Here is a 14,901-nt window from a genome sequence, read left to right on the forward strand (position 1 = left end):
TAAAGATCTAAATGGAATATGGTGTGAGGTGTGAGGTGTGAGGTGAGGTGAGGTGAGGTGAGGTGAGGTGAGGTGAGGTGAGGTGAGGTGAGGTGAGGTGAGGTGAGCTAAGTTTAGGTTACAAAACCTAAAAAGCGAAAACCCCGCGCTCGGCGGGGTTTTCTGGTCAATCAACGCTAGGCGGTGATTGTTAACACCTTAGTAAAGGAATTAACCTTCTACTTTGATGTTAGAAGCCTGAAGGCCTTTTTTACCCTGTGTGACGTCGAAGGAAACCTTCTGGCCGTCTTGCAGGGATTTGAAGCCTTCTGCCTGAATTTCTGAGAAATGCGCGAACAGATCGTCGCCATTGTCGTCAGGAGAAATGAAGCCGAAACCTTTAGTGTCGTTGAACCACTTAACGGTACCAGTTGCCATGATCGAAATCCTCAATGTTGCTAATTAAACCGGGAAATACCCGAATTGCAGTGGGTATAACAAGAGACTTTCACCAGATTTAACGCTAGAGGCGCTTCTATACTGCTGACAACGTTCGACTTGCTAACCAACTGTAACTATTCTGCGCTCAACCACCCTCCTGCGTCAACACCCCCATAAAACGCTGCTTAGTAGATTTTGTCGCTAGTAAACCTCACGCCTCTCAGCCAGTATCCAACCGGCGGCCTTCTCGGCAATCATCAGCGTCGGAGAATTGGTGTTGCCACTGGTGATGGTCGGCATAACGCTGGCGTCAGCCACTCTTAGCCCGCTAATACCGCGCACTCTCAGCCGTGCATCGACCACTGCCATCGCATCATCTTCCTGGCCCATACGTGCGGTGCCCACCGGGTGGAAAATAGTCGTGCCGATATCACCAGCCAGCCGGGCTAGTTCATCGTCGCTTTGGTACTCAAGGCCGGGCTTCACCTCTTCCGGCGCGTATTTGGCAAACGCAGGCTGCTCGGCGATACGCCTCGTCACCCGCAGAGAATCCGCCGCCACTTTGCGATCTTCAGGGGTGCTCAAGTAATTGGGAGAAATCGCCGGTGCCTGGCGCGGGTCGCTGCTTTTAAGTCGCACGGTGCCCCGGCTGGTAGGGTTCAAATTGCATACGCTGGCGGTAATCGCTGGGTAGGGATGCAGCGGCTGACCAAAGGCTTCCAGGCTTAGCGGCTGCACGTGGTACTCAATATTGGGGTGCGGCTGATCCTTCGTGCTGCGGGTAAAAGCCCCCAGCTGCGAAGGTGCCATGCTCATCGGCCCAGAGCGCTTAAACAGGTACTCAAGGCCAATTCCCGCTTTACCCCACAGCGTGCTGGCTATGGCATTGAGGGTTTTGCCATTAGTAATCCGATATATCGAACGAATCTGCAGGTGATCCTGCAAGTTCTCGCCGACGCCCGGCAGCTCATGCACTACCTCAACGCCATGCTTACGCAACGACTCTGCGGGCCCCACACCGGAAAGCTGCAGCAGATGCGGCGTACCAATCGCGCCTGCGCAGAGCACTACTTCCCTGTTCGCCATGACGCGAAGCGGGCTGCCCTCACGCTCCACCTCCACCCCTGTGCATCGCAGCATGTTGGCACTTTTTTCGAACAGCAGCCGATTGACTTGAGTGGAGTGCCATAGTGTGAGGTTTTTGCGCTTAAGCGCGGGGCGCAAAAACGCTTTGGCGGTATTCCAGCGCCAGCCCGAGCGCTGATTGACCTCAAAGTAGGCCACGCCTTCGTTAGAGCCACGGTTAAAATCGTCGGTACGCGGGATGCCCGCCTGCACGGCAGCTTCGGCGAAATCATCCAGCACCTGCCACTTGAGGCGCTGCTTTTCGATCCTCCACTCCCCACCGTGGCCGTGAAAATCCCGGTGCTGGGCGTCTGCATCTCCGCCCTCGTCCAGACGGTAGTGGTCTTCATGTTTGATAAAGTCGGGTAGGCAGTTCTCCCAGCGCCAGGCATCGTCGCCGGTGACTTCCGCCCAGTGGTCGTAGTCACGCGCTTGGCCGCGCATATAGATCATGCCGTTGATGCTAGAGCAGCCGCCCAGGGTTTTCCCCCGCGGGTAGATCAGCGAACGGCCGTTGAGGCCTTTATCGGGCTCGGTGCGAAACAGCCAGTCGGTACGTGGATTATTAATGCAGTAGAGGTAGCCCACCGGAATATGAATCCAGTGGTAGTTATCGCGACCGCCCGCCTCTATCAGCAGTACCTTATTATTGGGATTGGCACTCAAACGATTAGCCATCAGGCACCCCGCGGTGCCTGCGCCGATCACGATATAGTCGAAGTAACTGATATGGTCGATATTGTTATGGGTAGATTCTGACATTGGTTGGCTCCGGTAACGTTTAGTCGCTACTTCGCCGTGGGCATTACAAATTCAGCCCCGGCATCAATCGAATCCGACCAACGCTGCATAATCGATTTCTGCTTGGTGTAGAAACGCACGCCTTCTTCCCCATAGGCGTGGGTGTCACCAAACAGCGAGCGCTTCCAGCCACCAAAGCCGTGCCATGCCATAGGTACCGGAATGGGCACATTGATACCCACCATGCCGACCTGAATACGGCGGCCAAACTCCCGCGCCACCGTACCGCTTTCGGTAAAGCAGCTAACGCCGTTGCCAAACTCATGGTCGTTAATCAACTGGATTGCAGTGGCGATATCCGGCACCCGCACGCAAACCAGCACCGGGCCAAAAATTTCTTCTTTATAGATCGTCATCTCGGGAGTGACATTGTCAAAAAGCGTGCCGCCCATCCAGAACCCGTCGGCGCAGTCCTCGCCTGCCGATGAAGCATTAAAGTTGCGTCCATCAACCACCAGTTCAGCACCTTCAGCCACGCCTTTTTCGATATACCCAGTAATCCGCTGGTGGGCTTGACGAGTCACAATGGGGCCCATTTCCGCATCCAGCTGCATACCATCTTTTACTTTCAGCGCTTTAGCCCGCTCAGCCAATGCTGGCACGACTTTATCCGCCACATCACCTACCAACACCGCCACGCTAATCGCCATGCAGCGCTCGCCGGCGGAGCCATAGGCGGCGCCAATCAGTGCGTCGACGGCTTTATCCAAATGTGCATCCGGCATCACTACCATATGGTTTTTGGCCCCGCCCAAGGCTTGAATGCGCTTGCCGTTGCGCGCGCCGCGCTCGTAGATCAGGTTGGCAATTGGCGTTGAGCCTACAAACGACAGCGCCTTAACATGCGGATGGTCGATCAGCGCTTCCACAGAGTCTTTATCACCCTGCACAACGTTGAACACGCCGTCGGGCAGGCCAGCTTGCTTAAGCAAGTCAGCCATCAGCAGCGAAGCACTGGGATCGAGCGGGCTTGGTTTCAAAATAAATGTATTACCCGCCGCAATTGCCAGCGGGAACATCCACATCGGCACCATGGCAGGGAAATTAAATGGCGTTATACCTGCAACGACGCCCAGCGGCTGACGCATCGTCCAGTTATCGATCCCGGTACTCACCTGCTCGGTGTAGTCACCCTTTAACAACTGCGGGATACCACAGGCAAATTCAACAATATCGATACCACGGGCCACTTCACCCTGGGCGTCAGTGAACACCTTGCCGTGCTCTTTGGTAATTGCTTCGGCTAGCTCATCTTTATGAGCGTTTAACAGCTCTAAAAACTTGAACATCACCCGGGTGCGGCGGATCGGAGGGGTATCGGCCCAGGCAGGAAAAGCGGCTTGTGCGGCCTCTACCGCCGTATTGACGTCCGCCGGGGAAGCGAGCGACACACGACCGGTAACTCGGCCAGTGGCAGGGTTAAAGACGTCCTGGGATTGAGCAGACTCACCAGCGGTGACCTGACCATTAATAAAGTGCTGAATCGCTGTTGTTGTCATGGGATTACCTAGTTAAGAACGCATGTTTAAAGCGTGTGCAAAAAGCTTACTTTCAGCCTAGCCTACTGGGCCTAACGAACGGGTCAATTGAGTTATTTAAAAGCCAGTTATAAGCTTTTCTAATATCACAACGAGTATTTGAGGCTAATCATGCAAGAGTACGCCACCCTGCGCGCCTTCGTGGCCGTTGCACGAACAGGCAGCGTGTCACGCGCCGCAGAACAGCTGCACCTGACTCAGCCGGCCATTAGCCTAAAGTTGAAGCAACTGCAGTCGAATTTAGGCCTCACGCTGTTTAGTCGCCGTCCTCAAGGCCTTGCTCTGACGCCCGACGGCCATGCACTGCTACCTGCCGCTGAAAAGGCCCTGGCCAGCGCCCTGTCGTTTGAGCAAACCGCCGGGACATTACACAGCACGCTGCGCGGCAAGCTCTCAATTGGCACCATTGTCGACCCCGAATTTCTCCGTCTAGGCGCCTTTTTGAGCCGCTTGATGGCCCGTACGCCGCAGTTAGAAACCGAACTTCACCATGGTATGAGCGGCAGCGTGCTTAATCGTATTGAACAAGGCGACTTAGATGTTGGGTTTTACCTGGCGCCGCCCGCTCAAGGCCCTGGAAAAGGCCATGAGACGCTTGCTTGGCGTGAGCTAACCCATTTTGATTATCACGTGATTGCCCCAGCAGGCTGGGAAAATCGACTCATTGATACTCGTTGGGAGCACTTAGCCACGCTGCCCTGGATTGTTACGCCACAGGATTCCGCCCACCACCGGCTGTTAAAGCAGGCGCTGGCACCGAGCGGCGCAGTTCCCAACCGGGTGGCCCAAGTTGACCAGGAGGCCTGCATGCTTGACCTGGTGCGCGCAGGCGTTGGCTTAAGCTTGGCCCGGGACGCCCTGGCGATGACCGAGCGCCAGGAAAGCGGCTTGGCAGTGGCAGAGAATATTCGCCTGCCCTGCGCGTTAAGCTTTATCTGGCGTCATGAAAGCACCAACGAATCGACCGTTAACGCTGCGCTAAGTACGCTGGATGAGGTATGGCCCCATCGTCTAGGCTAAGTCATAAAAAAAGGGTTGTCACAAAGGGGCTGTAAGGAAAGGGAACACCAAGCGACTAATCAACTTCATAATGAACAGTAACTCGCCCTGCTACTGGAGTGCTTGCAATGATCCGTCTGTCCCCTCTTCGTCCATTTACGCTTGGCGTATTGGCGGCCGCTGGCCTAGCCAGCCCTTCGCTTCAAGCCCAAAGCAGTGCAGAAGCCACGTTTGCAGGCGGCTGCTTCTGGTGTATGGAACCCCCTTACGACAACCAGCCCGGTGTTAGCGCCACCATTTCCGGCTATATCGGCGGCGAACTAGAGAACCCCACCTACGAAGAAATCTCCCAGGGCGGTACTGGCCATGCTGAAGTCGTGCAAATCGAATACGACTCCGAGCAGATCAGTTACGAGCAGCTCTTAGAAATCTTCTGGCGCAACATCGACCCCTTTGCGGTCGACCGTCAGTTCTGTGATGTAGGCGATCAATACCGCTCGGCGATCTTCTATCATGACGAAGCCCAGCGTGAACTGGCCGAAGCGTCCAAAGCCGAAATGGAAGCGCGCTTCGACCGGGAGATCGCCACCCAGATAGTACCAGCCACCAAGTTCTGGCCTGCTGAGGAGTACCACCAGGACTATTATCAAAAGAACCCCGTGCGCTATAAGTTCTACCGCTACAGCTGTGGTCGCGACGGGCGCCTGGAAGAAGTGTGGGGCGAAGAAGCCGGTGGACCTTCGTTTGAGTAACAAGCGGTACACCATCAACCATTGACTGAAGTGATGGGTTGAACTGTTTGCTTTAATCACTGCCGGAAAGGTAACGCCAATGTTATGCATGGTCGTTCTTTTTGTACTACAGTGACCGTGCACCAGTAATAGACCGGTCGATTAGGCGCCCTGGAGCTAGGCGCTTTGACCCCACGTTGATCTATAGATAGGAGATCTTATGAGCAACAGTATCAAGACGATCAATCCCACCAATGGTGAAACCCTCGAATCCTATACGCTAATGAGCAGCGCGGAAGCCAAGCAGATAGTGGACGCCTGCTACGAGGCGTTTCTCGATTGGCGCCTAGAATCGCTGGAAAGCCGCGCTAAAACGGTCAAAGCCATTGGCCAAGCGCTGCAAAAGCATAAAGAAGAGCTTGCCGACCTGATGGTCAATGAGATGGGTAAACTGCCTTCTCAGGCCCGCCAGGAAGTCGATCTTTGCACCGGCATCTGTGATTACACCGCTGAACATGGCCCCAAAAAGCTAGCCGACGAAGAGCGTCAGCCTGGCAATGGTAAACGCGGTTTCGTGACCTACTCACCGATGGGTGTGATCTACGGCATTCAGCCTTGGAACTTCCCTGCATATCAGGTAGTACGTTACTCAATCGCCAATATCATGGCGGGTAACGGCGTGCTGCTAAAACACGCTGAAAACGTGACTGGCAGCGGCCTGCTGTTGGAAAAGATCTACCGCGAAGCGGGTCTTCCGGAAAACGTCTTCCGTACACTGGTGATCTCTCACGATGTTTCTGATGAGGTGATTGCTCATTCTGCGGTACGTGGCGTAACGCTAACGGGTAGTGATGGCGCAGGTCGCAAAGTCGCTGGCAAAGCGGCTGAGTACCTTAAAAAGACCGTGCTTGAGCTGGGCTCTAACGACGCCTACCTGGTGCTCGATGACGCCGATATGGATATCGCCATCGACACCTGCGTACAGGGGCGCGTCTACAACGGCGGTCAAACCTGCGTCGCGGCCAAGCGTTTTGTGGTCACTGAAAAGAACTATGAAACGTTTAAAAAGCGCTATGTAGAACGTATGCAGTCGCTTAAAGCGGGTGACCCGACCCAAGAAGACAGCGATCTGGGCCCCATGGCTCGCGTGGATCTCCGCGATGGTCTCCACGACCAAGTGGAAGAGAGCGTGCGCAAAGGTGCGAAGATTCTTTGCGGTGGCGAAAAGCCATCCGGTAAGGGCGCGTTTTACCCGGTCACCGTGCTGGATAACGTGACTCCCGGCCAGCCCGCTTACGACGACGAGCTGTTTGGCCCCGTCGCTGCGCTGATTCGTGCCAAAGATGACGAAGACGCCATGCGCATTGCTAACGACAGCCGTTACGGCCTGGGCGGCGGCATCATCTCTAAAGATGTGGAACGCGCCACCGAGCTAGCCAGCAAGTACTTTGATACCGGCATGGTATTCATTAACGGCTTTGGTGTTGCTACCCCGGAAATGCCTTTCGGCGGCGTTAAAAACTCCGGGTACGGTCGCGAGCACGGCGGCTTCGGCATGCACGAGTTCGTCAATGCCAAGTCGGTGATTGTCGTTCAAGAGTAAGCCTGTAAGCGCTCAAAATCATGAGCGATAAGATAGAGCGCCGCTAGCTTTTTATTAAGCTAGCGGCGCTTTTTTCGTTGCGTGTTCTATTACGAGTTTAACTGTTGCCCAGAGGTTCGACGCTGCCAAAGCTTCAGCCCAATAGCAATCACCACCCAGGTCACCAACGCCGCGATAACATCATCCAAAACAATGCCAAAACCGCCATGAACATACTCTGCCAGATGAATCGGCGGCGGCTTCAGCGCATCGAAAAAGCGGTAGACAACGAATGCCAACGCCATAACCAGCGGGTGACGCGCAGCTTGCAACCCGATGACCGCCAGCGGGAACGCAAAGTACTCATCAGCGACGATGCTGCCATGATCCAAACCGTCATAGTGCCAGGCGGCGATGTGGCAAACCGGTATCGCAAGTAGCAGCAGAGCTGCCATGATAGCGCCTTGTTGACCTAGCGGGCGGCTTAACAGCCACCACGCCAGGGGGATGCCCAGCAGCGAGCCGAAGGTACCCGGCGCCATCGGCGCTAGCCCCAGGCCAAAGCCGGTAGCTAGCCAAAAATTAACCGTATCCAGCATTAACCCGCCTGCTGCGCTTGACGCTCAAGTTCGTCAGTCATCTCTTTGGGTAAGTTAAGTGCATTGCCCAACTGATCAAGCCAGGCACGCTCCATGGGGTTTTGATCATCGGTCACGGCCACGCTGATCAGGTACATTTCCCGGGCCGCTTGAGGGGAGTCCGCTTCGCGGGCCAACGCTTGGGCATCCAGCGGTGCTTTTAGCTGCTGCTCCACCCAGTTATGCATCTCCTGGTCGGCACCCAGGGCATCAATCTGCTCGGTAATCAGCGCCTGCTCCTGCTCATCAATATGGCCATCGGCCCGGGCAGCCATAATCATCGCCTGCAGTAACTCCAGGCTGCGGCGCTCCTGATACTCACCGCTAAGCACTTCTACTCGCTCGCCCTCTGGCGCATTCTGGGCCGTATTTTGCTGGGCATTGCCATTTTTTGCCGCCTGGGAGCTCTGCCACGCTTTCCATGCCAGCACGCCCACCCCAGCAATGGCGCCGTATTTTAGTGCTTTGCCGCCCATGCTGCGACCACGTTTGGAACCCACCAGTAAACCCATGGCACCGCCACCAAGCAGGCTTTTCATATCAAAGCTACTGGAGGAGCCGCCACCTTGACCGCCGCTACTGCCACCGCCTAGCTGCTTAGAAAGCCCGCTCAGCATGCCTTTAACATCGACACCACTGCTACTGCTACTGCCGCCCTTCTGGCTTCCGCCGGCTTGCTGCATCAGCTGCTGTAAAATTTTGCTTGCGTTCATCCTTGTACTCCTAAGTAGATAGTATCTTTAGGGCTCGTTTGACGATTCATTTACTTTATAAAACATTCTATATGAACCCAGCATGAACCAGGCCTTGTAAGAAAACTGCCTGCACTCGGCCATGCGGCGTTAAAGAAGTACGCCCTTTACTTCCACAGAGCTCCCGTGGCGGCTGGCACTTACGTCTATACGAACTGGCATTTGCTCTTTGAGTTCGCTGACATGGGAGATCACCCCAATCATGCGCCCGCCCATTTGCAGTTCGCTGAGCATGGCAATAGCTTGATCCAGCGCATCCTGATCCAGGCTGCCAAAGCCCTCATCGATAAATAGCGTATCCAGTTGAATACCGCCAGCGTACGCCTGCACTACATCCGAGAGCCCTAGCGCCAGCGAGAGCGCAGCCATAAAAGACTCCCCGCCGGAGAGTGTCGCTACCGAACGGTTCTTGCCGGTGTAGGTGTCGGCCACATCAAGCTCCAGACCCGACGCTCTGTTACCTTTGGAGGGATCTTCCCGACGCACCAACTGATAACGCCCGCGGCTCATGCGCACCAAACGCTCCGAAGCTTGAATCAATACGTCATCCAGCAGCACACCCAGCACAAAGCGCTGCAGGCTAATACGGTGCCCCGTACGACCATTAGCGACCTCGCTGAGCGTGCCCCACAGCTGATACTGGGCTTCGAGCTCTGCCTGCGCCCTGTGGGCAGTCGCAAGCTTTTGACGAATACCGCGCAGCGTGGTCAGCCTCCCATCCAGCCCCCGCCACGCCTCTAGCTGGGTGTTCTCTTCGACCTGGGCCGCCTCGGTTAGGCTGGTCAACGCGGCCATATTCGGCGGCGTTTTTTCCGCAAGCTGAGTTTGGTAGTTCTCCAGCGCGCCTTCAAGCTCGGCCAGGCGGCGTTGGTACGCCTCTACTTGGCGAGTCAACTCTTGTCGCTGGGTATCATCCAACTGCGCAGCCTGAAACGCTGCTTCATCTTCAAAGGGGCTGGCCTGCAGGGCGGCTTGCCACTCAGCTTGCACCTGCTGAAGCGTCTGCTCGCTACGTTCGATTCGCTCGTTCGCACCGCGTAGCTGCTCTTCCGCCCGCGCCAGTTGGGTTTGGCTGGTCGAGAGCATCTGCTGGGCGCTCTCCCAGGCTTTTTCGAGCTGTGCGATCTGGTGTTCAAGCTCAGTGAGGGTTCGGCGCATTGCCTCAGGGTCGCGGGCATCTTCCGGCAGCGATTGGCTCAGTTGATCGCGCTGACTCTCTAGGCGCAACGCGTCCTCTTTTGCCTTCTCCACCGCGGGCCGTTGGGTTTTAAGCTGCTTATCCAGCGCGCCCCACTCGCGGCGCAGCGCTTCGCGAGCAACGGTTTGCTGGCTAATCTCACGTTCAACGCTTTCCCGGCGCTGCACTTGGCGGCGCAAGCCTTCGCAGGCATTTTGCAGTTCAAGCAGCGGTTGGCTAGCCCACTCGCCCAGCTGTTGGGTAAGCCGCTGGGCCTGCTCTGTATTGTAGTTAATCTGCTGAGTGAGCTGATGATGGTAACGCTCGGCGCTCTGTTGTGCTTGACGAGCCTGCTCTTGCGCCGCCCTGGCTTCTTCAACCTGCGCTTGGCTGACCACGTCGGCACTGTTAACCGCTGGGGCTGGATGCTCCAGGCTGCCGCACACCGGGCAAGGGACATCCTGTTCAAGGGTGAGCGCTAACAGCGCGGCCTGCCCCTGGTGCCAACGCATCTCCTGCTCAGTGGCGTGGCGTTGCGCTCGTTCTGCTTCGCTTTGCTGGCGGTTGAGTGCCTCCGTCGCCTGCTGCTGTTGGCTGGTTAACTCATGCGCTTGCCGGGTGAGTTCATCCAGCTCTTGGCGCTGGGTCAGCAGGTCGTTATGTCGGCTGAGCTCAGCGGGGGCGCTGGCCAGTTGCTGAAACTCTGTCTGTAAGCGTTCCAGGTTAACGCTAATCGCTTCGCCCTGCTGGCGAATGTTATCTAGCTGCGCCTCATCACGCTTGAGCGCACTATCGGCTTGTTGCCAGGTGGCCTGCGCCGTTTTAAAACGCGCCTGCAACTCGCTTAACTGCTGGCTTTTATGAATAAATTCGCCCAATTGGCGATGCCGTTCACGGAGCGCGGGGAGCTCTGCCTGACGCTGGCGTGCCACTTCTGACGCCTGCTGCGCCTGTTCGGCGTTAGTACGTTGAGTGGCTAATTCGGCTTGCGCCTGTCGCTGATCGGCCTGGGCGGTGATCAACGCCTGCAGCGCTTGGTCTAAGGCAGCTCTCTGTGGGCGCAGCGCCTGGGCGTGGGTGCTTTGCGCTAAGCGCTCCTTAGTGCTTTCTATCTGTGTGTGCTGCTCAAGATGACGGGCTTTATCCGCCGCCAGCCGATCGCGGGCCTCAAATTGACGCTGCAGCGCCAGCGCCTCATCGCGCTGCTTTTCGGCGCTACGGCGCTGCTGCTGCGCGGTTTCAAAACGTTGCCGCGCTTGGTCTACCTGGGGTGTCAGCGCTTCAAGCTCTTGCGCTAACGCGGCTTCGCTCTCAAGCTCCCCCCCGGCGAGGATGCCGCTGATATGCTGGCGATGATCACTCACTGCCCGCTCGATTTGATTGGCCTGGGTGCGCAGGCGCTCTTCGATGCGCTGAAAAATCTGGGTTTGAAACAGCTGGGAAAAAATCACTTCGCGCTCTTTGGAGCCTGCCAGCAGCAGTTCGCGGAACTTGCCCTGGGGTAGCACCATCACCTGACGAAACTGGTTGGCATCCAGGCCGATCAGGGTTTGCAACTCCGCGGTGGCATCATTGACCTTGCGTGCTACCAGGCAGGATTCCACTTCACCCTCTGCCTTTAATCGCCACAGCTGGGCTTCTGCATTATGGGTGGTCGTCCCTTCGCCGCGAGCCTTGGGGCGCTCCTGCTGGGGCACCCGGCGAACCCGGTAATCCACGCCGCGCAGGCGAAAATCCAGCGTCACTTCCGTTAGCAGCGAAGCGTCAGCCTGGTCGCAACGCATCTGCGCCGGATCGCGTTCATTGCCCGTGGTTTGGCCGTAAAGCGCAAAACAGATGGCATCAAGAATCGAGCTTTTACCGGCGCCGGTAGGGCCATTAATCAAAAACAGTGGGCTTCTTCCCAGCGCGGTGAAGTCGATGGTCTCACTGCCCGCAAAGGGCCCGAACGCCTGCATGGTAAGGGTTAGAGGTGTCATCCCTGAGCCTCTTCGTCACGACTAAGCTCGCCTATCAGTTCGCTTATCGCCTCGGCTTGTTGGTCGGTCATGGGCTCACCGCTGGTTTGGGCGAAAAAGTCACTGAACATATCCAGTGCGCTGAACTTCAGCCGCTCACGGTCAAGCTGCTGATTACCCTGGGCATCCAGCATGCCGGGCTTCTCGAGATGTAGCACGTTGGGATACACCTCACGCAACTTGCCCATGGGGTCGAGAATGGCGTGGCGATCGGTTAACCGCACCAGCAGATAGTCGTCGGCATTGGCATCCGTTCGCCCCTGGGCAATCAACGCATCGATCTCGCCCTCTAATACGCGAACTTCACGACTGGGTATGAGGGGTATCTGCTCGATCTTGGTGACGCCGCTCGCATCAAAATCCACCAGCGTCACGCCTTTACGCTGGCTGGCTTCGGAAAAGCTATATTTGAGCAGCGAGCCGCTGTAACGAATATGCTCGCCGCCGCGGTACTGGGGGCCGTGAAGGTGGCCAAGCGCCACATAGTCAAAGCCTTGCATAGGCTCCCAGGCGACGCTTTCGGCACCGCCCAGGGTCAGCGGGCGTTCAGAATCAGAGGCGCTGCCGCCATCCACAAAGCAGTGGCTCATCAATATGCACGGGCGTGTCGGGTGACGCTGCTCTTCGATGCGCTCAACCAAATAGCGGTGGGAGCCGTCAAAATCGCGCACCTCCACGTTAAACTGGCTGCGAACATGTTCGGGGTCGGCGTAGGGAATGCCGAACACATCCATCTCAGCGCCCTTAATCGTCAGCGTTACAGGTGTGTCAAAATCAGCTAAGTCGGAAAGAATATGCAGACCGGCCTGACGCAGGTGGCGCGCGCCGAAACGAAGCCGCTCAGCACCATCGTGGTTACCTGAAATCATGATCACCGGCAGCTTGCGCTCCTCGCAGAGCGCGTGGAGCACCTCATCCAGCAGCGTTACCGCCGCCGCAGGCGGCACCGAACGGTCGTAGATATCGCCCGCAATCAGCACCGCATCGACGTTTTCCCGGTCGACAATTTCGATAAGCTGGTCGAGCACATCGCGCTGATCATCCAGTAACGACAGGTTGTGGAACAGCCGCCCCAGGTGCCAATCGGCGGTGTGAAGTAGACGCATAACAGGCTCAGCAAAAAATAGTGTAGCGGCATGATAACAACCCGATACTCAATCTACCCACAAAACTCCTCACCTACATAAACGACCGACAAAAAGCCCCGCTCAATGGCAGGGCTAATCGTTTCTCTAAAGGCTCTAGGCTCAACCAGCGCTAGCGACGGAAGGCGTCTGGATAGCTGGTGAGATCAACTCCCCACATGACCGGCAGTAGGAAGTAAACCGCCGCCACAATCAGCAGCATGGCGATGATGTTGATCCAGAAGCCGGTGCGCACCATCTCGATAATTTTCAGTTTGCCAGTGGCGAAGATGATGGCGTTGGGCGGCGTACCAACAGGTAGCATAAAGGCACAGTTGGCGGCCATGGCGGCGGGCACCATCAGCACGAAGGGGTGGATATCCAGCGCCAGCGCCAGCGACGCCAACACCGGCAGAATCATGGTGGCCGTGGCGGTATTCGAGGTGATTTCGGTCAAGAACAGCACCATGCCGGTCGCCAGCAGGATGACCAACAGGAAGTTGGCGCCTTCCAGCACGCTCATTTGCCCACCGATCCACTCCGCCAGGCCGGAAGAGCCGAAGCCTGCGGCAATTGCCAAACCACCTCCGAACAACAGCAGAATGCCCCAGGGTACGTCTTTCGCCACGTCCCAGCCCAGTAGGCAGCCACCTTGATTTTTGGAGGGAATCAAAAACAGCAGCAGCGCAGCGACAATCGCGATCATGGTATCATTGATGCCGGGGATATTGATGATCTGCCCCTGCCACAAGAACGAGCGGGTGATCCACATAAAGGCAGCGAACAAAAACACCACCAGCACCGCTTTCTCTTCGAAGCTGGTGTTACCCAGCGCCGCTTTTTCTTTGTTAATCAGCTCTCGGCCACCTGGTAGGTGACTAAAGTCAATGCGGAAAAACACCCGCGTAAGTAGCAGCCAGGTGATAACTAGCAGTACACACACAATGGGAAATGCAAACATGAGCCAACCGGCAAAGGAGATCTCAATGCCAAACAGCTGATTTACAATTGCGGCGAGTATGATATTCGGAGGGGTTCCAATGAGCGTGCCCAGGCCCCCAATGGTACCGCCATAACCGATACCAAAAATCAGCGCTTTGCTGAACTTATCGATTTCGACACTGTGGTCGCCGTCACTTTTCGCCAGCTCTTGACTCACCTGATACACGATAGCGGTACCGATCGGCAGCATCATCATGACCGATGCGGTGTTGGAGACCCACATGGACAAAAAGCCCGTCGCGGCCATAAAACCAAACACGATGCTATTAATACTGGTGCCCAACACGGCAATAATCGACAGCGCGATACGCTTGTGAAGATCCCATCGCTCCATTGCCAGCGCGATCATAAAACCGCCCAGAAACAGGAAAATGATCGGATTACCGTAGGCGGCCGTAACGGTATTGCCATCCAAAGCGCCGGTAATCGGTAAAAGCACAATGGGTAGCAACGAGGTCGCGGGAATCGGAATAGCTTCGGTGATCCACCATACGGCCACCCACAGAGTGGTAGCGAGCACCATACGCCCTTCAAAGCTTAAGTCTTCAGGGTGAAAGAACATCACCACAAAAGCGAACAGCAGCGGACCAAGCAACAGGCCAATCTTCTGCGGCGTGGTGTAGGCAGGCGGCTTAGGTTGAGGGGAAGGATTACGCTTGGTATTCGAAGCCGCGGCGTTGGCGGCCCCGCCCGTAGGTAGCGCGCACATCAATAGTTTTTTGGCTTGGTAGTGGGAGTGCCATAGCTGATCCCATACCGTCATCAGGGCAGTTTTATGCATACAATTTGCGCCACTTACGGTCAGAGTGAAAAGAACAAATCGAGGATCAACATTCCGATATATATGCCGCACGATGGGCGACACGGAACCTCCTTTGGCGCCCTTTATTAACTGCAATAGGCAATTAGTCCAGTGATTTGCCATTAATTACAACCAAAGTCTAACAACTTTAGTTTAACTATGCGCAAATACTAACAGTGACATAAGCGCAAT

At 56.1% G+C, this 14,901-nt stretch carries 11 protein-coding genes; 3 read left to right on the top strand and 8 right to left on the bottom strand.

What is annotated here, in order from left to right:
- Window positions 1–210: 210 nt before the first annotated feature.
- The 3 genes from K7H09_RS03190 to K7H09_RS03200 all read right to left on the bottom strand — a co-directional run bounded on the left by K7H09_RS03190 (window position 211) and on the right by K7H09_RS03200 (window position 3,845).
- On the bottom strand, window positions 211–417 hold the full coding sequence (locus K7H09_RS03190; protein ID WP_022522448.1) for a cold-shock protein: 207 nt from the start codon (window positions 415–417) through the stop codon (window positions 211–213).
- Between the two features lie 204 nt (window positions 418–621).
- A complete protein-coding gene (locus K7H09_RS03195; protein ID WP_052475598.1) occupies window positions 622–2,307 on the bottom strand; it encodes a GMC family oxidoreductase in 1,686 nt (561 codons plus the stop codon).
- Window positions 2,308–2,333: 26 nt separating this feature from the next.
- Window positions 2,334–3,845, bottom strand: a complete 1,512-nt coding sequence (locus K7H09_RS03200) for a CoA-acylating methylmalonate-semialdehyde dehydrogenase (RefSeq protein WP_138801469.1) — start codon at window positions 3,843–3,845, stop codon at window positions 2,334–2,336.
- 150 nt (window positions 3,846–3,995) lie between these two features.
- Here K7H09_RS03200 and K7H09_RS03205 point away from each other — a divergent pair, with 150 nt between their 5' ends.
- From K7H09_RS03205 to K7H09_RS03215, 3 genes are all read left to right on the top strand, one after another.
- On the top strand, window positions 3,996–4,904 hold the full coding sequence (locus K7H09_RS03205) for a LysR family transcriptional regulator (RefSeq protein WP_141440787.1): 909 nt from the start codon (window positions 3,996–3,998) through the stop codon (window positions 4,902–4,904).
- A 107-nt stretch (window positions 4,905–5,011) separates the two neighbouring features.
- Window positions 5,012–5,635, top strand: a complete 624-nt coding sequence (gene msrA / locus K7H09_RS03210) for a peptide-methionine (S)-S-oxide reductase MsrA (protein ID WP_039860491.1) — start codon at window positions 5,012–5,014, stop codon at window positions 5,633–5,635.
- A 199-nt stretch (window positions 5,636–5,834) separates the two neighbouring features.
- On the top strand, window positions 5,835–7,217 hold the full coding sequence (locus K7H09_RS03215) for an NAD-dependent succinate-semialdehyde dehydrogenase (RefSeq protein WP_141440786.1): 1,383 nt from the start codon (window positions 5,835–5,837) through the stop codon (window positions 7,215–7,217).
- An 89-nt stretch (window positions 7,218–7,306) separates the two neighbouring features.
- Here the strand turns inward: K7H09_RS03215 and K7H09_RS03220 are convergent, their stop codons facing one another.
- From K7H09_RS03220 to K7H09_RS03240, 5 genes are all read right to left on the bottom strand, one after another.
- On the bottom strand, window positions 7,307–7,795 hold the full coding sequence (locus tag K7H09_RS03220; RefSeq protein WP_009288337.1) for a phosphatidylglycerophosphatase A family protein: 489 nt from the start codon (window positions 7,793–7,795) through the stop codon (window positions 7,307–7,309).
- Entirely contained in the window at window positions 7,795–8,547 is a 753-nt protein-coding gene (locus K7H09_RS03225) for a tellurite resistance TerB family protein (RefSeq protein WP_141440785.1), read from the bottom strand. Before K7H09_RS03225 ends, K7H09_RS03220 begins: the two co-directional genes overlap by 1 nt.
- 129 nt (window positions 8,548–8,676) lie before the next feature.
- Window positions 8,677–11,742, bottom strand: a complete 3,066-nt coding sequence (locus tag K7H09_RS03230) for an AAA family ATPase (RefSeq protein ID WP_141440784.1) — start codon at window positions 11,740–11,742, stop codon at window positions 8,677–8,679.
- On the bottom strand, window positions 11,739–12,887 hold the full coding sequence (locus K7H09_RS03235; protein ID WP_009288339.1) for an exonuclease SbcCD subunit D: 1,149 nt from the start codon (window positions 12,885–12,887) through the stop codon (window positions 11,739–11,741). The genes K7H09_RS03230 and K7H09_RS03235 overlap by 4 nt, the downstream gene beginning before the upstream one ends.
- 151 nt (window positions 12,888–13,038) lie before the next feature.
- Window positions 13,039–14,688 carry a DASS family sodium-coupled anion symporter gene (locus K7H09_RS03240; protein WP_230803548.1) on the bottom strand — a complete coding sequence of 550 codons (1,650 nt, stop codon included), beginning with the start codon at window positions 14,686–14,688 and terminating at the stop codon, window positions 13,039–13,041.
- Between the last annotated feature and the right edge of the window lie 213 nt (window positions 14,689–14,901).

The sequence above is a fragment of the Halomonas sp. IOP_14 genome (assembly GCF_021021315.1).
GTDB lineage: Bacteria > Pseudomonadota > Gammaproteobacteria > Pseudomonadales > Halomonadaceae > Vreelandella > Vreelandella titanicae.